Below are 21767 nucleotides of genomic sequence, written 5' to 3' on the forward strand. Positions count from 1 at the left end.
CTCAGGTGATTGGGGCAGGATTGAACAGCACCAAGGCGTTGTGCAGCTTCCATTGCTCGGCCCAAGTTTTGCGGCCACTGGCCACGTCCAGCATCATGCGGAACAGTTCCCACCCGGCTTCTTCGATGGTGATCTCGCCGTCAGCTATGCGCCCGGCGTTCATGTCCATCAGGTCGTGCCAGCGGCGGGCCAGGTCGGTGCGTGTGGCCACCTTGACCACGGGGCAAGCCTGCAGCCCATAGGGCGTGCCGCGCCCGGTGGTGAACACATGCACGTTCATGCCTGCGGCCAGTTGCAGCGTGCCGCAAATGAAATCGCTGGCGGGTGTGGCGGCAAAGACCAAGCCCTTTTGGTCGGCTTGGAGTTTGTCGCCCGGCGCCAGCACGCTGGAGATGGCCGAGCTGCCGCTCTTGATGATGGAGCCCATGGCTTTTTCGGCGATGTTGGACAAGCCGCCCGCCTTGTTGCCCGGCGTGGTGTTGGCGGTGCGGTCCACTTTGCCACGGTCGAGGTACTGGTCGTACCAGCCCAGCTCGCGCACGATGTCCTCGGCCACTTGGGGTGTGGCGGCGCGGCTGGTGAGTTGCTCCACCGCGTCGCGCACTTCGGTGTTTTCCGAAAACATCACGGTGCCACCGGCCCGCACAATCAGGTCGGCCATGTAGCCCACCGCTGGGTTGGCCGTCACACCCGAAAACGCATCGCTGCCGCCGCATTGCACACCAACCACCAAGGCACTGGCGGGCACGGTTTGCCTGCGGCGTGCGTTCAGCCGCGCCAGATGCGGGCGGGCGCTTTGCACAATGTGCTCGATCATGGACATGAAGCCCACGTGTGCATCGTCTTGCAGGCAGACCAGATCAAGTGCCTGCGCCCCCATGGACTGCCGCGCTTCGCTCGCAGTGACGGAGACAGGCTGGATCGGGAAGCTGCCCGGTGGCAGCAAGCGGTCAGGTTGCAGCTTTTCGCAGCCCAGGCTGACCACCATCACCTCACCACCAAAGTTGGGGTTCAGGCTGATGTGGCGCAGCGTGCGGATCGGGATCTCAGCCCCCGGCGCGTCGATCGCCACACCGCAGCCGTAGCTGTGCTCCAGGCCCACTACGCCATCCACATTCGGGAACAGCGGCAACAACTCGCGCTCGATGCGTTCGACTGCGATCTTGACCACACCGGCCACGCACTGCACCGTGGTGGTGATGGCCAGCAGATTGCGTGTGCCCACCAAGCCATCGGCGTTGACATAGCCTTCAAAGGTATAGCCTTCCAGCGGGGCTTGAGGCGCAAGCTGCACGGTGGCCATGGGCAGGCCTAGCAGTTCTCGCGCAGGCGGGATGTCGAGCAAGCGTTCATGCACCCAGCTGCCGGCCGCAATGGCCGCGCGTGTATAGCCCACGGGCACGTTGTAACGCAGCACCGCCTGGCCCTGGGCCAGATCGGTCAAGGCCACTTTGTGGCCTTGCGGCACCTTGTCGCGCAAGACCAGGCCCTCGGCCACACCTGCGGGCAGGACGGTGCCTGCGGGCAAACCACCGTCGTTGGCAATGATGGCCACGTTGTCCGCCGCATGCATGCGGATCGCCAGTGGCGCGCGGGTAGAACTCATGAGCGGGTCTTTTTACTTGAGCAAATTTGGCAGCCACAGCGTGAACTGCGGCACATAGGTCACCAGCAGCATGGCCACCGTCAGGGCGCCGTAGAACGGCGCAATGGTGCGCATGACCTGCCCGACCGAGATGCCGCCAATGGCGCAACCTACAAACTGCACCGACCCGACAGGGGGTGTGTTCAGGCCCAGCGCACAGTTGATCAGCAGCATGATGCCGAACTGCATCGGGTCCATGCCAAAGTGCATGGCGATCGGCATGAAGATCGGCGTGCAGATCAAGATGGTCGCGGCCATGTCAAGGAAGGTGCCCAGGATGAACAGCAAGATGTTGATCATCAAGAAGATGACCCAAGGCTCGGTGCTGACTTTTTGCATCAAGGCACCGGTCATCTGCGGCACCTCATACAGCGCCATGAAATAACCAAAGGCATTGGAGATGCCGATCAAGAGCAACACCACGCCGGTGGTTTTGCAGGCCTTGGCACAGGCCTTGAGGAAGTTGTGCAGGGTCAAGCTGCGGTAAATGACCACCGTGACAAACAAGGCCCAAGCCACAGCAATGGAGGCCGACTCGGTGGCCGTGAAAGCCCCCGACAAGATGCCGCCCAAAATGATGACCACCACAAACAGGCCAGGCAATGCGGCGCCAAAAGCCTTGAGCACTTCGAGCCAGCCGGGGAAGTTGCCGTGGATTGGGTAACCGCGGCGCACCGCCACCCAATAGGCCGCGCCCAAATTGCACAACGTCAAGATGATCGCAGGCACCAAGCCCGCGAGTATCAAACCCAGCACACTCACCGAAGCCAGGCCCGAAGCGGCCAGCGTGAAGATGATCATGTTGTGCGAGGTGGGCATGATGGCGCCCACCAGCGCAGCGTGCGTAGTCACGTTCACCGCATAGTCGGCGTCGTAACCTTCTTTCTTCATGAGCGGGATCATGACCGAGCCCATGGCCGAGACATCGGCCAATGGCGAGCCCGCCACGCCACCAAAAATGGTGCAACCGATCACGTTGCTCATGCCCAAGCCGCCACGCACATGGCCCACCAGGCTGTTGGCAAAACGCACGATGCGGTCGGCAATGCCACCGTAGAGCATCAACTCACCGGCGAACACAAAAAACGGAATGGCCAGGAAGGAGAACACCTGCATGCCCCCCACCATTTTCTGGAACACCATGGCCACCGGCAAACCAGCGGCGACGATGGTGGCCACAGACGACAGGCCAATGGCAAAGGCCACCGGCACACCCAAAATCAACAAGAGCGTGAAGCTCAGCGCAAGAACGGTGAGTTCCATGTTCAGTCCCAAACAGGTTCGACCACTTTGCCTTGCACCAGCGCAACAATGTGTTCAATCGAAAAAAGCAAAATCAAAGCGCCCGCGATGATCACCGGCACATAGTCGATGCCGTCGGGCAAGGGCAGCATGGGCTTTTTCTCACCCCACTTGGCACTGGCCCAGAGCCAGCCGCCTTGCACCATCAAAAAGCCAAACAAGCCCACCAGCGCATGGATCAACACCTCGATGCGGTGCTGCCATTTTTCGGGCAACAACACCACCAAGGACTCCAGACCAATATGGCCCGCATCGCGCACGCCCACGGCCAAACCCAAGGCGGTGACAAACAGGACGATCAGCATGGCCAGGGCTTCGGCCCAGGTCGGCGTGTCGTTGAGCACATAGCGACCGATGACCTGCCACTGCACACACAGGATGACGGCGATCAGGCCGATGACCGCCAAGACCAAGCAGAGCTTGGAGACGGTTGCACAAAATTTGGTGAACATGAAAAGCTCCAGCCCCCGGCTCTGCACCGGGGGCATCAGGATGGCCAATGACGCGCTTACTTGGTGTCTTGGATCGCTTTGATCGCACGCTTCATTTCAGGCGTGGTCATGAACTTGTCGTACACCGGGCCCATCACGGCCTGGAAGGAACGCTTGTCCACTTCAACGATCTCGGCACCAGCGGCCTTCACGTTGGCCAGCGATTTGCCTTCGGCTTCGTCCCAGGCCTTGCGCTGAACCGCCACAGACTCTTTGGCGGCTTGACGAACCATGGCTTGCTCGTTGGCGGGCAGCTTGTCCCACACCACTTTGGACATGACCAAAATTTCAGGCGCCATAGAGTGCTCGGTCTTGGAATAGACCTTGACGGCTTCCACGTGTTTGGCCGTGTCAAACGAGGGGATGTTGTTTTCTGCGGCGTCGATCAGGCCGGTCTTGAGGCCCGTGTACACCTCGCCATAAGGCATGGGTGTGGCGTTGGCGCCCATGGCACTGACCAGGGCCACCCACAGGTCAGACTGCTGAACGCGGATCTTCAGGCCCTTGGCGTCGGCCACGGATTTGATGGCTTTCTTGGCATAGATGGAGCGTGCGCCGCTGTCATAAAAGGCCAGGCCCACATAGCCTGCCGACTCGCAGCTTTTCAGGATCTCGTCGCCCACAGGGCCGTCCAGCGATTTGCGCATGTGGTCCACCGAGCGGAACAAAAACGGCATGGTGGGCACCATGGTCATGGGGCAGATGCCGTTCATGGGGGCCACGTTCACACGCACCAAATCCAGCGCGCCGATCTTGACCTGGTCGATGGTTTCTTTCTCGGAACCCAAAGCGCCTTTGTTGAAGACCTTGATCTTGTGCTTGCCACCCGACAACTTGTCGAGCACGGTGCTCATGTGCTTGACCGCCACCACGGTGGGGTAGTCGTCGGCGTTGTGGATGTCGGCCGAGCGGAATTCGGTCGCTTGCGCAGACAAGGCCAGCGCAGCAGCCATGGCCATCAGAGATTTGTTGAGTTTCATGTTGTTGTCTCCAGGGTTAAAAGTTTTCAAAACACCATCACACACTTGCGGGAAAACGGGAAAACACGGGCTCGGGCAAACCACGCACGCCCGGCTGCAAGGCAATGACAGCGCCACTGCGGCCACGCGTGGTTTCTGTGGCTTGTGTGGTTTGTGCAGGGATGATCGAGGTCACCAACAGTTGGTCCAGATCGGCACCGCCAAAAGCACACATGGACGGCTTGGGCATGGGCAGCGTGAGCGATTGGCACCACTGGCCCTGCGCATCAAAGTCGTGGATCTGCCCGGCGTCGTTGCCACAGATCCAGTAATGCCCTCGCGCATCGACGGCCGCGCCATCGGGGCGGCCGGGCCAATCGTTCATGTCCACAAACAAGCGCTTGTGGCTCAAGCTGCCAGTGGCGGCGTCCACATCAAAGGCCCAGATTTTTTGCACCTTGGGGTGCGAGTCCGACAAATACAAAGTGCGGCCATCGGGGCTGAGCCCCAAGCCATTGGGCGTGAGCAAGCCCGTGACATGCGGACCGGTCAGGCCCCGCTCGTCCAGGCAATACAAGCCGCCAAGTGGCGAGGCCAAAGACATGTCCATCACCATGGTGCCCACCCACAGGCGGCCACTGGCGTCGCAGCGCCCATCGTTGAAACGCATGCCGGGGGCGAGGTGTTGGATGCGGGCCAGCCAGTCGATGTCCACCTGGCCATCTGCCTGCAAAGTCACACGGGCGATGCCGGTTTCCATGGCGGCGATCAATTGCCCCTGCACCGCCGTGAGCGCGATGCAACCCACGCGCTCTGGCAGGCACCACGACTGCACAGCTTCGGCTTGGCCCAAGACGGTGCTGCGGATGAAGGCGCCTTCGATGTCCACCCACCACAAGCGCTGGGCGCGGACATCCCACACAGGGGATTCACCCACGCGGTCTTGTGTATCGGCAATGGTTTGGTAGGCGTTCATGAAAAAGTGGCCAAGGTCTGCGGTGTTCTGCTACATTCGCCTCAAAGGCTCGATGTGGTCAGTTGTCGTACAAGTTGATTGTGAGAGCCTGCCATCCAAACTGGAATGCGTATTTACCCGATGAACACCCCGCAAGCCGCCCCCGAAAAGCGCAAATCACGCAGCTTGACCTATGAGCTGGTCGATCAGTTGAGCGCCGACATGCAAAACGGCAGTTTGCAAAGCGGCCAGAAGTTGCCCACCGAAGCGGCCATCATGGCGCGCTTTGGCGTGAGCCGCACCGTGGTGCGAGAAGCGATCTCCAAGCTGCAAGCGGCCGGCCTGGTCGAGACGCGCCACGGCATCGGCACCTTTGTGCTGGCGCAATCGGAGTCACCGTCTTTTCGGGTCAACCCGGGCCAACTGAGCACCCTGCACGATGTGATTGCCCTGCTGGAATTGCGCATCAGCATCGAGACCGAAGCCGCAGCCTTGGCGGCTGTACGGCGCACCGAAGCCAATTTGCGCGTCATGCAAGAGGCCATGGCGGCGTTTTCCAGCGCCATCGAAGAAGGCCGAGACGCGATTGCCGCTGACTTTCAGTTTCACCACGAAATCGCCCGCGCCACCCAAAACAACCACTTCGCCGACATGATGAATTCGCTGGGTTCGCAGTCGATTCCCCGCGCGCGACTGGAGACCACGCCGGTCGTCGATGCCACCCGATTGGCTTATTTGCGGCGCGTGCACCAAGAGCACGAAAGCATCCTGAACGCGGTTGCCGCACAAGACGCCGAGTCGGCCCGCGCGGCCATGCGCACCCACCTGTCCAACAGCCGCGACCGGCACAAAAAAGGCGCCTCCAGCCACCACTGAAGACGCTGACAAGGGTTTACACGCATCACCCGATGCGGGTTTAGGTTGTACGATGTCTGTCAAATCAACAGCCATCCCACCCCATGTCCCAGCCTTCCTCCACCCCTGTCGTCACCCGCATGCAGGTGATCCCCGTGGCGGGCCACGACGGCATGCTGATGAACCTCAGCGGCGCGCACGGCCCCTTTTTCACGCGCAACATCGTCATCCTGACCGACTCATCGGGCCACACCGGCGTGGGCGAAGTGCCCGGCGGCGAAAAAATCCGCCAGACCTTGGAAGACGCCCGCCCTCTGGTCGAAGGCCAGCCGATTGGCCACTACAACGCCATGCTGCAGGCCATGCGCCAGCAGTTTGCCGACCGCGACAGCGGCGGCCGGGGCCAGCAGACCTTTGACCTGCGCATCACCATCCATGCCGTCACGGCCGTGGAAAGCGCCCTGCTCGACCTGCTGGGCCAGCACCTGAACGTGCCCGTGTGCGCCCTGCTGGGCGAAGGCCAGCAACGCAGCCGGGTGCAAATGCTGGGCTATTTGTTTTATGTGGGCGACCGAAATCAAACCGACCTGGCCTACAGGAGCGAACCCGACCAGGCCGACGACTGGCTGCGCCTGCGCCACGAAAAAGCCATGACGGCCGAGGCCGTGGTCCGCCTGGCCGAAGCCGCGCAGGCGCGCTATGGCTTTCAAGACTTCAAGCTCAAAGGCGGCGTGCTGCGCGGCGAAGAAGAAGTCGAAGCCGTGGTGGCGCTGCACGAGCGTTTTCCCAAAGCGCGCATCACGCTGGACCCCAACGGTGGCTGGCTGCTCAAAGACGCGATTCGCTTACTGCGTGACCACCGCAGCACCATGGCCTATGCCGAAGACCCCTGCGGCGCAGAAGGCGTGTTCTCGGGCCGCGAGGTGATGGCCGAATTCCGCCGCGCCACGGGCTTGCTGACGGCCACCAACATGGTGGCCACCGATTGGCGCGAGATGGCCCACAGCATCCAGCTGCAGTCGGTCGACATTCCGCTGGCCGACCCGCATTTTTGGACCTTGCAAGGCTCGGTGCGCGTGGCGCAGCTGTGCCAGATGTACGACCTGACCTGGGGCTCGCACTCCAACAACCACTTCGACATTTCGCTGGCCATGTTCACCCAGTGCGCAGCGGCAGCACCGGGCAAGGTCACGGCCATCGACACGCACTGGATCTGGCAAGACGGCCAGTTCCTCACCAAAGACCCGCTGCAAATCAAAGACGGCTACGTCGATGTGCCCGCCAAACCAGGCTTGGGCATCGTGGTGGACATGGACGCGGTGATGAAAGCCCACCAGCTCTACCAACAGCACGGCCTGGGCGCACGCGACGATGCCATCGCCATGCAGTACCTGATCCCCGGCTGGAAGTTCAACAACAAGATGCCTTGCATGGTGCGCTGAGCACCCGGGCCATTCACTCCAAAGGACACATCATGAAACTCGGATTCATAGGCTTGGGCATCATGGGCGCGCCCATGGCCGGGCATTTGCTGGCCGGTGGCCACGAGGTCTTTGCCTTTTCGCGCAGCGGCGTGCCCGCAGGCGTGGTGGCGCAAGGCGCTCAGGCTTGTGCCAGCCCCGCCGAAGTCGCGCAAAAAGCCGACATCATCTTCACCATGGTGCCCGACACCCCGCATGTGGCCGATGTGTTGTTTGGCGAGAGGGGCATCGCCCAAGGCCTCAAAACATTGACCGCCGGGCCTGACGGCCGGGTGGGCAAAACCGTGGTGGACATGAGCTCCATCTCGCCGATCGCCACCAAAGAGTTCGCGGCCAAGATCAACGCGCTGGGCTGCGATTACCTGGACGCGCCTGTATCGGGCGGCGAAGTGGGTGCCAAAGCGGCCAGCCTGACCATCATGGTGGGCGGCTCTGAGGCCACCTTCAACACAGTGCAGCCCCTGTTTGCGCTGATGGGCAAGAACATCACACTGATCGGCGACAACGGCAGCGGCCAGACTTGCAAAGTGGCCAACCAGATCATCGTGGCGCTCAACATCGAGGCCGTGGGCGAGGCTCTGCTGTTCGCCGCCAAGGCCGGAGCCGACCCGGCCAAAGTGCGTCAGGCCCTGATGGGCGGCTTGGCCACCAGCCGCATTCTGGAGCTGCATGGCGAGCGCATGATCAAGCGCACCTTCAACCCGGGTTTCCGCATCGAGCTGCACCAAAAAGACCTGAACTTGGCGCTGGAAGGCGCCAAGGCCATGGGCCTGAGCCTGCCCAACACCGCCAGCACCCAGCAGCTGATGAGCAGCTGCGTGGCCCACGGCGGCGCAGGCTGGGACCACTCCGGCATCGTGCGTGCCCTTGAAATCGCCGCCAATTTCCAAATCAGCCCGACCCCCGTCAATCCTTCTGCCGCTTAAGGAGCACCCATGGACTTCCCCATCAACCGTTTCAAGCACGCCATCCTGAGTGGCCAAAAACAAATCGGCCTGTGGTCGCACCTGTGCAGCCCCATCAGCATCGAAATCTTGGCCCACTGCGGCTACGACTGGCTGCTGCTGGACATGGAGCACTCGCCTAACGAAGTGCCCGATGTGCTGGCCCAGCTGCAAGCCATGCAAGGCGGCACGGCCACGCCCATCGTGCGCCCGCCGTGGAACGACATGGTGACCTTCAAGCGCTTGCTCGACATCGGCGTGCAAACGCTTTTGGTGCCCTACATCCAGACCGCCGATGAGGCACGCAACGCGGTGTCATACACCCGTTACCCCCCGCAAGGTGTGCGCGGTTATGCCGGTGCGCCCCGCGCCAGCAACTATGGCCGTGTCAAAGGCTATGCCCAGCGCAGCGCTGAAGAGATCTGCGTGCTGCTGCAGGTCGAGACCATCGAGGGCCTCAAAAACATCGAAGAGATCGCCAACGTCGAAGGCGTGGATGGCGTCTTCATTGGCCCCGGCGACTTGTCTGCGGCTTTGGGCCACTTGGGCAACCCCAAGCACCCCGAAGTGCTCAAGGTCATCGACGAAGCGATTGCCCGCATCCAAGCGTGCGGCAAGGCCGCTGGCATCTTGACGGGCGACGAAGCCTTGGCCAAACACTATGTCGCCCAAGGCTGCCTGTTTGTGGCCGTGGGGGCCGACCAGAACGTACTGCGCGACAGCGCACAAGCCCTGGCCGACCGATTCAAAGACTGAAAGCCAAGAACACCATGCTCAATCCACCCGCATCCCCTTTGAAGTTCCCACGCCTGCTGCTGACGGGCGCAGGCGGCAACCTGGGCCAAGAGCTGCGCCCGCGCCTGAAAGTCTATTGCGATGTGCTGCGCGTGAGCCACCGCCGCGACCTGGGCGCTGCAGCCGCTGGCGAAGAGGTGCACACCGCCGCGCTGGAAGACGCCGACCAGATGATGGCCTTGCTCGACGGCGTGAGCGCCGTGGTGCACATGGGCGGCGTGTCCACCGAGCAACCCTGGGCACCGATTCTGGCGGGCAACATCGTGGGCATGGTCAACCTGTACGAAGCGGCGCGTCTGAAAGGCGTCAAGCGCATTGTGTTCGCCAGCTCCAACCACGTGACCGGCTTTTACCGGCAAGACGAAGTGGTCAACACCCGCATGCCGCCCAAGCCCGATGGGTTTTACGGCCTGTCCAAAGCCTTTGGCGAAGACCTGGCCCAGCTGTACTGGGACCGCTGGGGCATCGAGACGGTGAGCATCCGCATCGGCTCGTCGTTCACCGAGCCGCGCGACCGCCGCATGCTGGCCACCTACCTGAGCTACGACGACTTGGAGCGCCTGATCGTCGCAGCGCTGACGGCCCCCATCGTGGGCCACAGCATCATCTACGGCATGTCGGACAACCAGACCACCTGGTGGGACAACACCCATGCCAAGCACATCGGCTACCGGCCGCAAGACTCGTCCGACGTGTTCCGCAGCGCCGTGGAGGCACGCCAGCCGGTGATCGATACAAAAGACCCCGCAGCCATCTACCAAGGCGGTGCATTCGTGAAAGCCACGCCCCACGGCTGAGCGCGGCACTGCATGGGGTATCCTCCAGCCCGAAAAGGAAACCCCATGAGCACCCTGCCCGCCTGCCCGAAATGCCACGACGAATACACCTACGAAGACGGCAACTTGCTGATCTGCCCCAGCTGCGGCCACGAGTGGAACCCTGCCGAAGCCGCCGCGGCAGACTTGGCCAAGGTCTGGAAGGACGCCAACGGCAATGTGCTGCAAGACGGCGACACCGTCACTTTGGTCAAGGATTTGAAGATCAAGGGCTCCTCCTCGGTCGTCAAGGTCGGCACCAAGGTCAAGAACATCCGCCTGATCGAAGGCGATCACGACATCGACTGCAAGATCGACGGTTTTGGCCCCATGCAGCTGAAAACCGAATTCGTCAAAAAAGCCTGAGCCGGGCATGAACGAAGGCAACCAGATCTACCTGCCCGAGAGCTTCACAGCGCTGTATGTGCCGCCGGGCAAGATCAAACCCAGCATTGGCCACCGCGAGATGGCCGAGCGCTACGAACTGTGCGAAGACCTGGCCAACTTGCTGACGGAAAAAGCGGCCAACATGCAGTTCACCTTGGGCATCACCGAAGAGCTGGTGCTGACGCAATGCGAGCTGGGCCTGCTGGCCGAGCCTGCGGTGGTATCGCCCGTGGAAGCGCGTTGGGTGGTCTGCCGCCTGGGTGAACTGCTGAACTGGCCGATCGACCAGTTGCTGCAAAGCCCTGCGCCGCAGGACCCGGTGGTTTGAGTCTGACCCCGGTGAAATCGTTTGTTGCAGAAACCAGGCCACATGAGCTGCTACGCTCACATCCTCTGACCTGCCAACTCTTTCACATGCTGATACGTTTCAACAAACCTTACGGCGTGCTCAGCCAGTTCACCCCCGAAGGTCGCTGGCAGGGCCTGAAGGACCACATCGACCTGCCCGGCGTGTACGTGGCCGGTCGGCTGGATGCCGACAGCGAAGGCTTGTTGTTGTTGACCGACGATGGTCAGCTGCAAGCGCGCATTGCCGATCCGCGCTTCAAGATGGAAAAGACTTACTTGGTGCAGGTCGAGGGCGTGGTGGACGACAAAGCGATGACGGCGCTGGCCCGGGGCGTGACGCTGAACGACGGCCCCACACTGCCCGCCCGAGCCCAAGCGGTGACACCGCCAGCCGATCTGTGGCCGCGCAACCCGCCCATTCGCGAACGCAAGAACATCCCGACCTCGTGGCTCGAGCTCTCCATCCGTGAGGGCCGCAACCGCCAAGTGCGCCGCATGACCGCCGCTGTGGGCTTGCCCACACTGCGGCTGATCCGCATTGCTGTGGGTCCGTATCATCTGCGCGACTTGCCAACAGGCACATGGCAGCAGGTGGAATAGCCTTTCAGACACAATCACGCATCCCTCCTAAACCAACAAGGAAAAACCATGTCCGATTTGCTGAACAAAATGCAATGGCGCTACGCCTGCAAGAAGATGGACCCGAGCAAGGTCGTGCCACAAGACAAAGTGGACCGCATCGTCGAAGCCGCCCGCCTGGCACCGACATCGAGCGGCTTGCAGCCGTTTGAGGTGATCGTGGTCAGCAGCGCCGCTGTGCGCGCCCAGATCCAGCCCAAGGCCTACAACCAGGCCCAAGTGACCGAAGGCTCACACCTGCTGGTGTTTGCCGCCTGGGACAACTACACGGCCGAGCGCATCAACACCTACTTTGACTTCACCAACGCCGAGCGCGGTGGCACCAACGAAGGCTGGGAAAACTACCGCAAGATGCTGTTGGCCAATTACCCGGGCCGCGATGCCAAGGTGAATTTCGAGCACGCTGCCCGCCAGGCCTACATCGGCTTGGGCGCATCCTTGATTTCTGCTGCGTTTGAAGAAGTCGATGCCACGCCCATGGAAGGCTTCGAACCTGCCGCTGTGGACGAGATCTTGGGCCTGGCCGCCCGCCACCTGCGCAGCGTGGCCATCGTGCCGCTGGGCTACCGCGCCGAGGGCGACTGGCTGGTCGGCCTGAAAAAGGTGCGCCGCCCACGCGAGCAGTTTGTGACCGAAGTCAAGTGAAGGCCTGACTGCGCGCACAGATGAGCTGATCTGCGCAAATGGGGGCCTCGTGCCCCCATTTTTCATGGGCTTTGTGCCTTACCATCAGAGACTTCCCAATCCGGGATGACCACCGAGGATGCATCATGGCCAAAGGCGAACAACGCAGCAACAAAATGGCCAAGAAGCCAAAAAAAGACACCTCACCGCCCAAGACTTTCACATCGGACCGCCCTATGGCACCCAGTACGTTTGTGGCTCCTCGCGGCAAAGTCAAACCCTCCTGACCCTGCAGCCCTGATGGGCCCGGGCTCACTGGCCCTTTGAGTTTTCGATGACACCGATCCATGAAGACGAGCACCTGCTGGTGCTCGAAAAACCCAGCGGACTGCTCTCTGTGCCCGGTCGCGGCCCAGACAAGCAAGACTGCCTGTCCAAACGCGTGCAGGCCATTTACCCCGAAGCCTTGATCGTGCACCGGCTCGACCAGGACACTTCTGGCCTGCTGCTCATGGCGCGTGGCATCGAGGCACAACGGCGCCTCAGCCGCTTGTTTGAAACCCGCCAGGTCAAAAAGCGCTACGTGGCCGTGGTGGCAGGGCACCCCGCCCAAACGCAAGCCGAGCAAGCGCCCGACGAAGAAGGCTGGCGCACCATCGACGGGCCCATCTTGCTGGACTGGGAGCGTCGTCCGATCCACATCATCCACCCCGACGGCAAAGCCAGCCGCAGCCGCTGGCGCGTGTTGGATACGGGCCAGACAGCCACCTTGATCGAGCTGGAGCCCGTGACGGGCCGCACCCACCAGTTGCGCGTTCACATGCAAAGCATTGGCCACCCCATGTTGGGCGACTCGCTGTATGCGCCGCCAGAGATCAAAGCGCTGAGCCCGCGCCTGATGCTGCACGCACAAGAGTTGGCTTTCCCGCATCCCTTTACAGAAACTTGGATGGCTTTCCAAACGCCCACCAAATGGTCTGCCTCTTGCCCTTATCTGACAATCTGAAGGCGCGCGAACTGTTGCCAAGCAACAGGCGAATGACTGGCTACAATTCTCTGGTTTAAGAAAAGCTTATTTGGCTATGTTGTTTGATAAAAATTTACCACCTGAAAAGACACAAAAGAATTCATTTGCAAGCATTTTTTTGATGTTTCAAATGGTCTTAGGCTTGGCGTGCTCATCTGCACTTCGAGCCGAGCCAACGCCACAAGACAACATCAAACAAGCCATTCAAGCTGGGCAACTGGAACAGGCGCTCAAACTGCTACAGCAAGAACGTCAAATTGCCCCCAAAGACGTGCCATTGCGTTTCCTCGAAGGTGTGATTCAAGCCCAACAAGGGCAAACAGATAAAGCGATTGAAACCTTTAAAAAGCTCACAGAGTCCAATCCGGACTTGTCGGAGGCTTACAACAATCTGGGCGTGCTTTACGCCGCGAAAGGCAAGCTGGAGGAGTCTCGCAGCAACCTTGAAAAAGCACTGCAAACACACCCCAGTTACGCCGCAGCACACCGCAATTTGTCCGATGTGCAAAGTCAACTCGCCAAGCAAACCTATGCGAAGGCTTTGCAAATCGACAGCAAAGTCAAAAACAGCGCGCCACAATTGACCTTGTTAGGCAGCATTGACCCGCAAAAACGGGCCCCGGTTTATGCACAGGTCCAAACAACGTCAGCCGCGCCGCCTGTGGGCGCATCCAGCATCGAATCGGCCAAACCTGCGCCTGCAGCATCCACGTCCCCATCCGTACCCGCTGCAGTGGTCACGCCAACCACACCGAGCACGCCTGCAGCGCAGGTAGCCGCCGCCAAGCCCTCCACGCCTGCAGCCGCAGAGGCCCCCAAGGCTGAGCCCAAGAAAGAGGACGCGCAACAAAAGCACGCCAAAACTGACCAAACCGATGTCCGCAATGCCGTTTCCGCGTGGGCCAAGGCTTGGAGTCAAAAAGACATGGCCCGATATTTGGGTGCCTACGCCAGCAGCTTCAGCCCTCCCGACAAAATGTCACGGGCCAAATGGGAAAGCGATCGTCAAATTCGCATCGTCTCCAAAAAGACCATCAATGTGGAGATCAACGCCCTCAAAATCGAGGTCTCTGGCAACAAAGCCTCTGCCCGTTTCCAGCAGGTTTATGAATCCGACAATTTCAAGGGCAATAGCCACAAGACACTGGAAATGATCAAACAAGGCGATCGGTGGCTGATCACGCGTGAGACGGTGAATTGAAATTCCTACGCTCAACCACGCCACCATCTGCCCGCAAACGCAGCGACTCTTGGCATTTGCGGTGGGCCATGCCCACTTTGCTGGTGACCGCGTTCAGTCTGACCATATGGTGGATGTCTGATCGTGAACATTCGCCAACAGATGTTGAAAAAACCTTTCAGTCAACATCCGAGCCGATGCGCTGGAAGCTGCAATTCGAGCCAGACACCGCCCCCAGCATGGTCCTCGCCAAGGAACCAGAGACCATGGTGCGGCAAATTTACCAGCATCTGGGCGAGGGAGAACGCGCTCAGGCCTTGGTCACCGCCCGCAATTTGGCATTGCAATTTCCCAATTTCCAGTTGGGCCAACTGCTTTATGCCGATTTGCTGAACATCAGCAGCCAGCAACCCGTACAGGGTGTTGACCTGGAGGCCGATGCAAGGCCATCGGCTTTGCGTCGACTGGAGGAGTTGGTTCTCGAAGCCAAACGCCGCATCATGCGCCCCGCACCAGAGGCGTTGCAAAGCCAAATACCGGCCTCAGTCGCGTATCTGGCTGCACAGCAGCCGTACATTGCAGCGGTCGACGCTTCACGTTCGCGCCTTTACTGGTTCGCCAACCGAACGGGCTCAGATGGCCAACTGAAATTGGAGCTGATCAAGGAAACCTATGTCTCTGTCGGCATCAACGGTGTCGGCAAGATCAAGGAAGGCGATGGCAAAACGCCTGTTGGCGTTTATTTCATTCAGAAAAATTTGCCGGGTGCATCACTGCCCGACCTGTTTGGTGTTGGTGCCCTGACGCTGAATTACCCCAATGCCGTTGATGCCATGCGCAACAAAACCGGCTCGGGCATCTGGCTGCACGGCACACCCAGTGCGCAGTATTCACGGGCACCAGAGGCCACCGATGGTTGTGTGGTGCTCTCCAACCCCGTGATGGAGCAGCTGCTGAGCTTGCCAGGCTGGCGCATGACCCCCGTGATCATTGCCGAAAAACTCGACTGGATCGCTGCGGGACAAGTCCCTACGGACTACACCCATTTCAAGCCCAGCTTGGACCGTTGGATCGCAGACCGACAAACCGCGGATGCCGAAAAACTGAAAACCTACTACAGCCAGCGCTTTGAGCGTGATGCACTGGATCTGGACCATTGGTGGCCAAGGCTGGCACAAACCCTGTCCATGCAACGAAATGCCAAGCCGCTCGATGTGATCTCCGTCTTGCATTGGAACGATGGCGAAGAAACGATGGTCGTGACCATGTCTGACCCCAACATCAAGGACAAACGCCAGCCAGCTTTCTTGCGCACCTATTGGCAAAAAGAAGCGGGCCAATGGAAATTGGTCTTCGAAGGCCCCACCTGAAACGCAATGGGCCAAGAAACTCCGTTTTTCAACGCCCGCATTGCGCCCGATGGTGGCAGCTTTGACGCTTGGCGCGAGCAGACTTTGCTGGACTCGCTGGAGCAAGGTGGCCTGAAATGGCCCAGTTCTTGTCGCGCGGGAACCTGCCGCACCTGCATCGGCCAATTGGCCTCAGGCCAGGTGCGCTACGAGATGGCCTGGCCTGGCCTGACCGCCGAAGAAAAAGCCGAAGGCTGCGTGCTGCCTTGTGTGGCTTTTCCCGTCTGCGACGTGGTGCTCAAAGACCCTTTTTCGGACTGATCCGCCTCGTCGCGGCACAGCCAGCGCATCACTCGTCGATGCCCAGCTCCTGGATCTTGCGGGTGATGGTGTTGCGCCCGATGCCCAGCTTTTGAGCCGCTTCAATGCGCCGCCCCCGAGTGGTCGACAGCGCCGCCTGAATCAAGCTGGTTTCAAAACGCCGCGTGAGCACATCCCACACATCGGTGCGCCCAGCATGGAGCAAAGCCAAGGCCTCCTCCTCCAGACCCGACTCCCACACGCCCCCAGAGGCAGTCACAAGCGCGGTCACAGGCGCTGCCGCCGGTGCACTCACGACGGGCATTGCGCCTGCGTCTGACGATGGGGCCACCGACACCATGGCCGCATCACTGGCTGCCACGGGTGTGGGCGAGCCCGCTGCCAAGACCTCTGGCGGCAAATCCTTGAGCTCAATCAATTGCGATGGCGCCATCACAGTCAGCCAGTGGCAAATGTTCTCCAGCTGGCGCACGTTGCCCGGGAACTGGAACTGACCCAGTTTGTCCATGGCCGCTTCTGCGATGCGCTTGGGCTCCACACCCAATTGCTGCGCACTGCGCTGCAGGAAATAACGCGCCAGCATGGGCACGTCTTCGCGGCGTTCGCGCAGCGCCGGCAAACGCAAACGGATCACGTTCAGGCGGTGAAACAAGTCTTCGCGGAAGACCCCTTGTTTGACGCGCTCTTCGAGGTCTTGGTGGGTAGCGGCAATCACGCGCACATTGGCCTTGACCGCGCTGTGCCCGCCCACGCGGTAGAAATGGCCGTCCGACAAGACACGCAGCAAACGCGTTTGCAGGTCAAAAGGCATGTCCCCGATTTCATCGAGAAACAAGGTGCCGCCATCGGCTTGCTCAAAGCGCCCGCGCCGAGAGGCCTGTGCACCGGTGAACGCACCGCGCTCGTGACCGAAGAGTTCACTCTCGAGCAAATCCTTGGGGATGGCGGCGGTGTTGATGGCCACAAAAGGCTGGTTGGCCCGCGGCGAATGCTTGTGCAGCGCATGCGCCACCAGCTCTTTGCCCGAGCCCGACTCGCCCGTGATGAGCACCGTCACATGGCTTTGCGCCAAGCGGCCAATGCCACGAAACACATCCTGCATGGCCGGGGCCTGACCGAGCATCTCGGGGGCTTCGGTCATTTTTTCTTCCGCCACGTCTTCGCGCTGGCTTTCATCCACGGCGCGGCGGATCAGCTCCACGGCCTTGGGCAAATCAAAAGGCTTGGGCAGGTACTCAAAGGCACCGCTTTGGAAGGCCGAGACGGCACTGTCCAAGTCGGAAAAGGCCGTCATGATGATGACGGGCAAACCGGGCATGCGCTGCTTGATGTTGGTCAGCAAGTCCAAGCCAGATCCGCCAGGCATGCGGATGTCACTGACCAGCACCTGCGGGCCATCGCGCCCTTCTTCCGAGTCGAGCGCTTTCAGGACCTCGCGGGGGTTGGTGAAACTGCGCGTGGGCAGGCCTTCGCGCAACAATGCTTTCTCAAGCACAAAGCGGATGGATTGGTCATCGTCTACGATCCAGATCGGCTTCATTTGAGGGGCTTTCTTGGGTTCAAGGCAACGGAATCAAAATCTTGAAGTCCGTACGACCGGGCTCGCTGTCACACTCGATCATGCCGTGGTGCTGCTGAACAAAGGTTTGCGCCAACGTCAGCCCAAGGCCTGAACCGCCCTCGCGTCCCGAAATGAGCGGGAAGAAAATGCGGTCCTTGATCGAGTCTGGTACACCAGGCCCGTTGTCAATCACATGCAATTCCAGTGCCAGGCGATAACGCTGCTTGCCAAACGTGACTTGCCTCAAGATTCGGCTCTTGAACGTGACCTGTGCATCGCCTTGCGCGATGCGCTCTGCCAAGGCTTGCGCCGCGTTGTGCGAGATGTTGAGCACGGCCTGAATCAACTGTTCACGGTCACCCCGAAACTCGGGGATCGACGTGTCGTAATCACGCACAACCTTCAAACCCTTGGGGAACTCGGCCAGGATGAGGGAGCGGACGCGCTCACACACTTCGTGGATGTTCACATCGCCCACCACATGCGGCCGGCGATGGGGAGCCAACAGCCGGTCCACCAGCGTTTGCAGACGATCGGCCTCCCGGATGATCACCTGGGTGTATTCGGTAAGCTCTTTGTTGTCCAGCTCCATCTCGAGCAACTGAGCCGAGCCGCGAATACCCCCCAGAGGGTTCTTGATCTCGTGGGCCAGGTTACGGATCAGCTCCTTGTTGGCCTGGGCCTGCTCCAGCAAGCGCTCTTCGCGCTCCTGGCGGGTTTGCTGCTCTACGGGCAACAGCTCGATGATCACCTCATCGACATGGTCTGATGACGCGACGATCATGTGCACAGGCAAGCTGTCACCATGGTGCAAGCGGTTGAGCATGGCTTCGTAGCGCAGCGCCGCAAACTCGTTCGATCGCGCGCCAATCAGCGCATTTTTCAGAGGCTGTGGGTCGGCAAAAAAATCGGGCAGATAAGCCCCCGTCAAACTGCGACGCGACATGCCCATGACATCTTCAAGTGCCGCATTGACGAAACTGATGCACCCTTCGCCCTCGATCACGGCGATGGGCGTGGCCAACAAATCAAAGGCCTGAAAACGGGAAACGGTTGAAGACATGTTCTGGATCAAGGGTTGGCCGCCACGGGTCGGCGGGAAAGCTCACGCTGAAGGCTGTCGATGTCACGCTGGTTGCGCTCGATGGCGGCTTTCATCGCCACGAACTTTTCGGTCTGCTGGCCCGCTTGCTGTTCCTTGTACGCTTGTTGCAACTGCACTTGTTGGCGCTTGGCCTGATCCAGCTCTTGCATCAAGATGGCGCGGGCTTGCACGTCTCGCTCGCGCTGAACGGAAGCCAGCAGATGCCCATCATCCGTTTTGGTGCGCAGGGCTGGCACCAAGGCGGTGCCCTCATCCGAAGCGGTGCGTACCGCCTGTACCGCACCGTTGGGGCGCGTCCCTTCAATCACCGTGACGGTTGGACTCAATGCAATGGCCACACACGCAGACTTGCCCTGCGGGGCGTTGGTGTACTCGTGACCACACCGGTAAATACGCTCTTGTGCAAACAAACAGTTGGTGGTGGCCAGCCCCAACAGGAGAGCAGCCCAGACAGGCGCACGCCAAGCACTGCGGCCACAAAAAAAAGGACGGCCGAGGCCGTCCTTTTTTGCACTGAGCTGTGCAGTCCGCATGGTGTGGATTACAGCGAGTAGTACATGTCGTACTCGACTGGAGACACTTCCACGCGATTGCGGTTGACTTCGATCATCTTCAAGTCAATGTACGCGTCGATCCACGAATCGGTGAACACACCACCTTTGGTCAAGAAGGCGCGGTCTGCGTTGAGTGCGTCCAAAGCTTGGTCCAGGCTGGAGCAAACAGTCGGCACCAACTTGTCTTCTTCTGGAGGCAGGTGGTACAGGTCTTTGGTCGCAGCTTCGCCGGGATGGATCTTGTTTTCGATGCCGTCCAAGCCAGCCATCAACAAGGCCGCAAAGCCCAGGTAAGGGTTGCACAATGGATCGGGGAAGCGGGCTTCCACGCGGCGGCCCTTGTCGCTGGCGACGTTGGGGATGCGGATCGAAGCCGAGCGGTTCTTGGCAGAGTAAGCCAATTTCACAGGGGCTTCGTAATGAGGAACCAAACGCTTGTAGCTGTTGGTGCCGGGGTTGGTGATCGCGTTCAGGGCGCGAGCGTGCTTGATGATGCCGCCGATGTAGTACAGAGCGAACTCAGACAAGCCAGCGTAGCCGTTGCCTGCGAACAGGTTCTTGCCGTCTTTCCAGATGGACTGGTGAACGTGCATGCCAGAGCCGTTGTCGCCAGCGTAGGGCTTGGGCATGAAAGTGGCGGTTTTGCCGTAAGCGTTGGCCACATTGTGGATCACGTACTTTTGCAGCAGTGTCCAGTCGGCGCGCTCCACCAAAGTCGAGAACTTGGTGCCGATTTCGCACTGACCTGCGCCAGCCACTTCGTGGTGGTGCACTTCGACCGGGATACCCACGGATTCGAGGATCAGGGACATCTCGCTGCGCATGTCGTGCGTGCTGTCAACGGGAGGCACGGGGAAGTAGCCGCCTTTGACGCGGTTGCGGTGACCGGAGTTGCCGCCTTCCATTTTGGTGCCGCTGTTCCAAGGCGCTTCGCCTTCGTCGATGGCGTAGAAGGTGTTGTTCGGCTCGGTGCTCCAACGCACTTCGTCAAACAAGAAGAATTCGGGTTCTGGACCGAAGTAAGCGGTGTCGCCCAAGCCAGATTGCTTGAGGTAAGTCTCAGCGCGCTTGGCGATCGAACGTGGGTCACGCTCGTAGGCCTTGCCGTCTGTAGGCTCGATCACGTCGCAGATCATGACCAAAGTCACTTCTTCGAAGAAGGGGTCGATGATGGCGCTGTTGGGATCGGGCATCAACAGCATGTCGGAGGCTTCAATGCCCTTCCAACCGGCGATCGAAGAGCCGTCGAAGGCTTGACCGTCTTCGAACTTGCTTTCGTCAAACTGCGACACAGGCGCAGTAATGTGCTGCCACTTGCCACGGGTATCGGTGAAACGGAAGTCAACGAACTTGACTTCGTTCTCTTTCACCATCTTCATCACGTCTGCGACGGTCTTGGCCATCAAATTCTCCTGGTAGGAAAGGGGTTAACAAGGAACGTTCGGATTATGCAGTTTCTGTGCCAACTTTGGCCCAAGTTGCCGCATCCGAGCAGCTTTCAATTGTGCCTCTGACTGAGAGGCTTCTGGCGGCCTGTTGTGAAAAAAGCCGCACAGTCGATGCATTCAAATGGTGCAATTATGATCCATTTTGGTGCATTCAAATGTTTCGCACCAGTTCTGGGCCGTACGATAAATTCAGGCTTTCCAGTGAACCCCTGAGCTGAACATAGGCCACCTCGGCCAGCGCAGGGTCGCCTTTGACGCCAAGCTCTATGTGACGCCCCCACTGCGGGTGATCCACACTGGGCAAACTGAACACCTTGACACCTGGGTGCTGCGCTTCGATGGATTCCATGAAAGGCGTGAGCGTGGACTCCATGGCCCCCAAAATAATCACCGACTTTTCAAGCTGCACGTTTTTCTGAAAGTGCTGCGCGTAGCGGCTGTCCAGCACAGATTCGATCATGGGCCAGGCCATCACCGGAAAGCCCGGCACGAAATGCACCGCACCACCTTGGGCACCAGTGCAGGTGAAACCCGGAATCTTGTTGTAAGGGTTGCGGATGATGTCTGAGCCCTGGGGAAAGACGCCCATGTTCAAGCGGTGCACATTGTCTGCACGGTCAGGCTCGTAGGTCACGCCCTGCTCTTTGGCGGTGTCTTGCATGCGCTCGCGGATAAGGCCTTCCGCCTCGGGGTGCAAGGCCAGCGGCACGCCCAGCGCTTTGCCCGCGCACTGGCGGGTGTGGTCGTCCGGCGTGGCACCAATGCCGCCGCAAGAAAACACCACATCGCCCGAGGCGAAGGCACGGGCCAGCGTGGCGGTGATGCGCTCGGGCGAGTCGCCCACGTACTCCACCCAAGTCAGGCTCAGACCGCGTGCGGTCATCAGCTCGATGACTTTGGGCATGTGCTTGTCCTGGCGTTTGCCGGACATGATTTCGTCACCAATGATGATCAGACCAAATGTGGGCGTCATGTTCAATGC

23 protein-coding genes are annotated in these 21767 nt (G+C 60.2%); 13 read left to right on the forward strand and 10 right to left on the reverse strand.

What is annotated here, in order from left to right; translation table 11 throughout:
- Position 1 precedes the first annotated feature (1 nt).
- Genes garD through B9Z52_RS11705 form a run of 5 tightly spaced genes read right to left on the reverse strand, consistent with a single transcriptional unit; the run spans position 2 to position 5373 of the window.
- Positions 2–1606: a galactarate dehydratase gene (gene garD, locus B9Z52_RS11685; RefSeq protein WP_108414021.1), complete on the reverse strand. Its 1605-nt coding sequence runs from the start codon at positions 1604–1606 to the stop codon at positions 2–4.
- Between the two features lie 12 nt (positions 1607–1618).
- Entirely contained in the window at positions 1619–2908 is a 1290-nt protein-coding gene (locus B9Z52_RS11690) for a TRAP transporter large permease (protein ID WP_108414022.1), read from the reverse strand.
- Between the two features lie 2 nt (positions 2909–2910).
- Entirely contained in the window at positions 2911–3399 is a 489-nt protein-coding gene (locus tag B9Z52_RS11695; protein WP_108414023.1) for a TRAP transporter small permease, read from the reverse strand.
- Between the two features lie 56 nt (positions 3400–3455).
- Positions 3456–4418, reverse strand: coding sequence for a TRAP transporter substrate-binding protein (locus B9Z52_RS11700; RefSeq protein WP_108414024.1), 963 nt, complete (start codon positions 4416–4418; stop codon positions 3456–3458).
- 37 nt (positions 4419–4455) lie between these two features.
- The gene (locus tag B9Z52_RS11705) at positions 4456–5373 is read right to left on the reverse strand and encodes an SMP-30/gluconolactonase/LRE family protein (RefSeq protein WP_108414025.1); all 918 of its coding nucleotides are present in this window, start codon (positions 5371–5373) and stop codon (positions 4456–4458) included.
- A gap of 120 nt (positions 5374–5493) precedes the next feature.
- Between B9Z52_RS11705 and B9Z52_RS11710 the strand changes: the two genes are divergently transcribed.
- From B9Z52_RS11710 to B9Z52_RS11770, 13 genes are all read left to right on the forward strand, one after another.
- Entirely contained in the window at positions 5494–6228 is a 735-nt protein-coding gene (locus B9Z52_RS11710; protein WP_108414026.1) for a FadR/GntR family transcriptional regulator, read from the forward strand.
- An 83-nt stretch (positions 6229–6311) separates the two neighbouring features.
- The gene (gudD, locus tag B9Z52_RS11715) at positions 6312–7649 is read left to right on the forward strand and encodes a glucarate dehydratase (protein ID WP_108414027.1); all 1338 of its coding nucleotides are present in this window, start codon (positions 6312–6314) and stop codon (positions 7647–7649) included.
- 29 nt (positions 7650–7678) lie between these two features.
- Positions 7679–8614 (forward strand): 2-hydroxy-3-oxopropionate reductase, encoded by a 936-nt coding sequence (locus B9Z52_RS11720; RefSeq protein WP_108414113.1) that lies wholly within the window; start codon positions 7679–7681, stop codon positions 8612–8614.
- Between the two features lie 9 nt (positions 8615–8623).
- Positions 8624–9388, forward strand: a complete 765-nt coding sequence (locus B9Z52_RS11725) for an HpcH/HpaI aldolase/citrate lyase family protein (RefSeq protein WP_108414028.1) — start codon at positions 8624–8626, stop codon at positions 9386–9388.
- A 14-nt stretch (positions 9389–9402) separates the two neighbouring features.
- The gene (locus B9Z52_RS11730) at positions 9403–10224 is read left to right on the forward strand and encodes an NAD(P)-dependent oxidoreductase (RefSeq protein ID WP_108414029.1); all 822 of its coding nucleotides are present in this window, start codon (positions 9403–9405) and stop codon (positions 10222–10224) included.
- Between the two features lie 45 nt (positions 10225–10269).
- Complete coding sequence (locus B9Z52_RS11735) at positions 10270–10608, forward strand: zinc ribbon domain-containing protein YjdM (protein ID WP_108414030.1); 339 nt, start codon at positions 10270–10272, stop codon at positions 10606–10608.
- Positions 10609–10615: 7 nt separating this feature from the next.
- Positions 10616–10957 carry an ATPase with chaperone activity gene (locus tag B9Z52_RS11740; protein ID WP_108414031.1) on the forward strand — a complete coding sequence of 114 codons (342 nt, stop codon included), beginning with the start codon at positions 10616–10618 and terminating at the stop codon, positions 10955–10957.
- Positions 10958–11043: 86 nt separating this feature from the next.
- Entirely contained in the window at positions 11044–11577 is a 534-nt protein-coding gene (locus B9Z52_RS11745; RefSeq protein ID WP_108414032.1) for a pseudouridine synthase, read from the forward strand.
- Positions 11578–11625: 48 nt separating this feature from the next.
- On the forward strand, positions 11626–12261 hold the full coding sequence (locus B9Z52_RS11750; protein WP_108414033.1) for a nitroreductase family protein: 636 nt from the start codon (positions 11626–11628) through the stop codon (positions 12259–12261).
- Positions 12262–12574: 313 nt separating this feature from the next.
- Entirely contained in the window at positions 12575–13246 is a 672-nt protein-coding gene (locus B9Z52_RS11755; protein WP_108414034.1) for an RluA family pseudouridine synthase, read from the forward strand.
- Between the two features lie 142 nt (positions 13247–13388).
- Positions 13389–14468 (forward strand): tetratricopeptide repeat protein, encoded by a 1080-nt coding sequence (locus B9Z52_RS11760; protein WP_158270556.1) that lies wholly within the window; start codon positions 13389–13391, stop codon positions 14466–14468.
- A 176-nt stretch (positions 14469–14644) separates the two neighbouring features.
- Entirely contained in the window at positions 14645–15817 is a 1173-nt protein-coding gene (locus B9Z52_RS11765) for a murein L,D-transpeptidase family protein (protein ID WP_158270557.1), read from the forward strand.
- 6 nt (positions 15818–15823) lie between these two features.
- Positions 15824–16117, forward strand: a complete 294-nt coding sequence (locus B9Z52_RS11770; protein WP_108414037.1) for a 2Fe-2S iron-sulfur cluster-binding protein — start codon at positions 15824–15826, stop codon at positions 16115–16117.
- A 28-nt stretch (positions 16118–16145) separates the two neighbouring features.
- Here B9Z52_RS11770 and ntrC read toward each other — a convergent pair whose 3' ends face one another.
- From ntrC to B9Z52_RS11795, 5 genes are all read right to left on the reverse strand, one after another.
- On the reverse strand, positions 16146–17657 hold the full coding sequence (gene ntrC / locus B9Z52_RS11775; protein WP_108414038.1) for a nitrogen regulation protein NR(I): 1512 nt from the start codon (positions 17655–17657) through the stop codon (positions 16146–16148).
- A 19-nt stretch (positions 17658–17676) separates the two neighbouring features.
- Complete coding sequence (gene glnL / locus B9Z52_RS11780) at positions 17677–18741, reverse strand: nitrogen regulation protein NR(II) (RefSeq protein WP_108414114.1); 1065 nt, start codon at positions 18739–18741, stop codon at positions 17677–17679.
- An 8-nt stretch (positions 18742–18749) separates the two neighbouring features.
- The gene (locus B9Z52_RS11785) at positions 18750–19316 is read right to left on the reverse strand and encodes a hypothetical protein (protein WP_108414039.1); all 567 of its coding nucleotides are present in this window, start codon (positions 19314–19316) and stop codon (positions 18750–18752) included.
- An 8-nt stretch (positions 19317–19324) separates the two neighbouring features.
- Positions 19325–20740: a type I glutamate--ammonia ligase gene (glnA, locus tag B9Z52_RS11790; RefSeq protein WP_108414040.1), complete on the reverse strand. Its 1416-nt coding sequence runs from the start codon at positions 20738–20740 to the stop codon at positions 19325–19327.
- A 196-nt stretch (positions 20741–20936) separates the two neighbouring features.
- Positions 20937–21758, reverse strand: coding sequence for a molybdopterin-binding protein (locus B9Z52_RS11795; RefSeq protein ID WP_108414041.1), 822 nt, complete (start codon positions 21756–21758; stop codon positions 20937–20939).
- Positions 21759–21767 lie beyond the last annotated feature (9 nt).

This window comes from Limnohabitans sp. Jir72 (assembly GCF_003063575.1).
In the GTDB taxonomy this organism is placed as follows: Bacteria; Pseudomonadota; Gammaproteobacteria; order Burkholderiales; family Burkholderiaceae_C; genus Limnohabitans_A.

Excerpts from the sequence above, each read along its gene's own strand:
- garD (WP_108414021.1), bottom strand. The coding sequence starts at position 1,606 with ATGAGTTCTACCCGCGCGCCACTGGCGATCCGCATGCATGCGGCGGAC.
- B9Z52_RS11690 (WP_108414022.1), bottom strand. The coding sequence starts at position 2,908 with ATGGAACTCACCGTTCTTGCGCTGAGCTTCACGCTCTTGTTGATTTTG.
- B9Z52_RS11695 (WP_108414023.1), bottom strand. The coding sequence starts at position 3,399 with ATGTTCACCAAATTTTGTGCAACCGTCTCCAAGCTCTGCTTGGTCTTG.
- B9Z52_RS11700 (WP_108414024.1), bottom strand. The coding sequence starts at position 4,418 with ATGAAACTCAACAAATCTCTGATGGCCATGGCTGCTGCGCTGGCCTTG.
- B9Z52_RS11705 (WP_108414025.1), bottom strand. The coding sequence starts at position 5,373 with ATGAACGCCTACCAAACCATTGCCGATACACAAGACCGCGTGGGTGAA.
- B9Z52_RS11710 (WP_108414026.1), top strand. The coding sequence starts at position 5,494 with ATGAACACCCCGCAAGCCGCCCCCGAAAAGCGCAAATCACGCAGCTTG.
- gudD (WP_108414027.1), top strand. The coding sequence starts at position 6,312 with ATGTCCCAGCCTTCCTCCACCCCTGTCGTCACCCGCATGCAGGTGATC.
- B9Z52_RS11725 (WP_108414028.1), top strand. The coding sequence starts at position 8,624 with ATGGACTTCCCCATCAACCGTTTCAAGCACGCCATCCTGAGTGGCCAA.
- B9Z52_RS11730 (WP_108414029.1), top strand. The coding sequence starts at position 9,403 with ATGCTCAATCCACCCGCATCCCCTTTGAAGTTCCCACGCCTGCTGCTG.
- B9Z52_RS11735 (WP_108414030.1), top strand. The coding sequence starts at position 10,270 with ATGAGCACCCTGCCCGCCTGCCCGAAATGCCACGACGAATACACCTAC.
- B9Z52_RS11740 (WP_108414031.1), top strand. The coding sequence starts at position 10,616 with ATGAACGAAGGCAACCAGATCTACCTGCCCGAGAGCTTCACAGCGCTG.
- B9Z52_RS11745 (WP_108414032.1), top strand. The coding sequence starts at position 11,044 with ATGCTGATACGTTTCAACAAACCTTACGGCGTGCTCAGCCAGTTCACC.
- B9Z52_RS11750 (WP_108414033.1), top strand. The coding sequence starts at position 11,626 with ATGTCCGATTTGCTGAACAAAATGCAATGGCGCTACGCCTGCAAGAAG.
- B9Z52_RS11755 (WP_108414034.1), top strand. The coding sequence starts at position 12,575 with ATGACACCGATCCATGAAGACGAGCACCTGCTGGTGCTCGAAAAACCC.
- B9Z52_RS11760 (WP_158270556.1), top strand. The coding sequence starts at position 13,389 with ATGTTTCAAATGGTCTTAGGCTTGGCGTGCTCATCTGCACTTCGAGCC.
- B9Z52_RS11765 (WP_158270557.1), top strand. The coding sequence starts at position 14,645 with ATGCGCTGGAAGCTGCAATTCGAGCCAGACACCGCCCCCAGCATGGTC.
- B9Z52_RS11770 (WP_108414037.1), top strand. The coding sequence starts at position 15,824 with ATGGGCCAAGAAACTCCGTTTTTCAACGCCCGCATTGCGCCCGATGGT.
- ntrC (WP_108414038.1), bottom strand. The coding sequence starts at position 17,657 with ATGAAGCCGATCTGGATCGTAGACGATGACCAATCCATCCGCTTTGTG.
- glnL (WP_108414114.1), bottom strand. The coding sequence starts at position 18,741 with ATGTCTTCAACCGTTTCCCGTTTTCAGGCCTTTGATTTGTTGGCCACG.
- B9Z52_RS11785 (WP_108414039.1), bottom strand. The coding sequence starts at position 19,316 with ATGCGGACTGCACAGCTCAGTGCAAAAAAGGACGGCCTCGGCCGTCCT.
- glnA (WP_108414040.1), bottom strand. The coding sequence starts at position 20,740 with ATGGCCAAGACCGTCGCAGACGTGATGAAGATGGTGAAAGAGAACGAA.
- B9Z52_RS11795 (WP_108414041.1), bottom strand. The coding sequence starts at position 21,758 with ATGACGCCCACATTTGGTCTGATCATCATTGGTGACGAAATCATGTCC.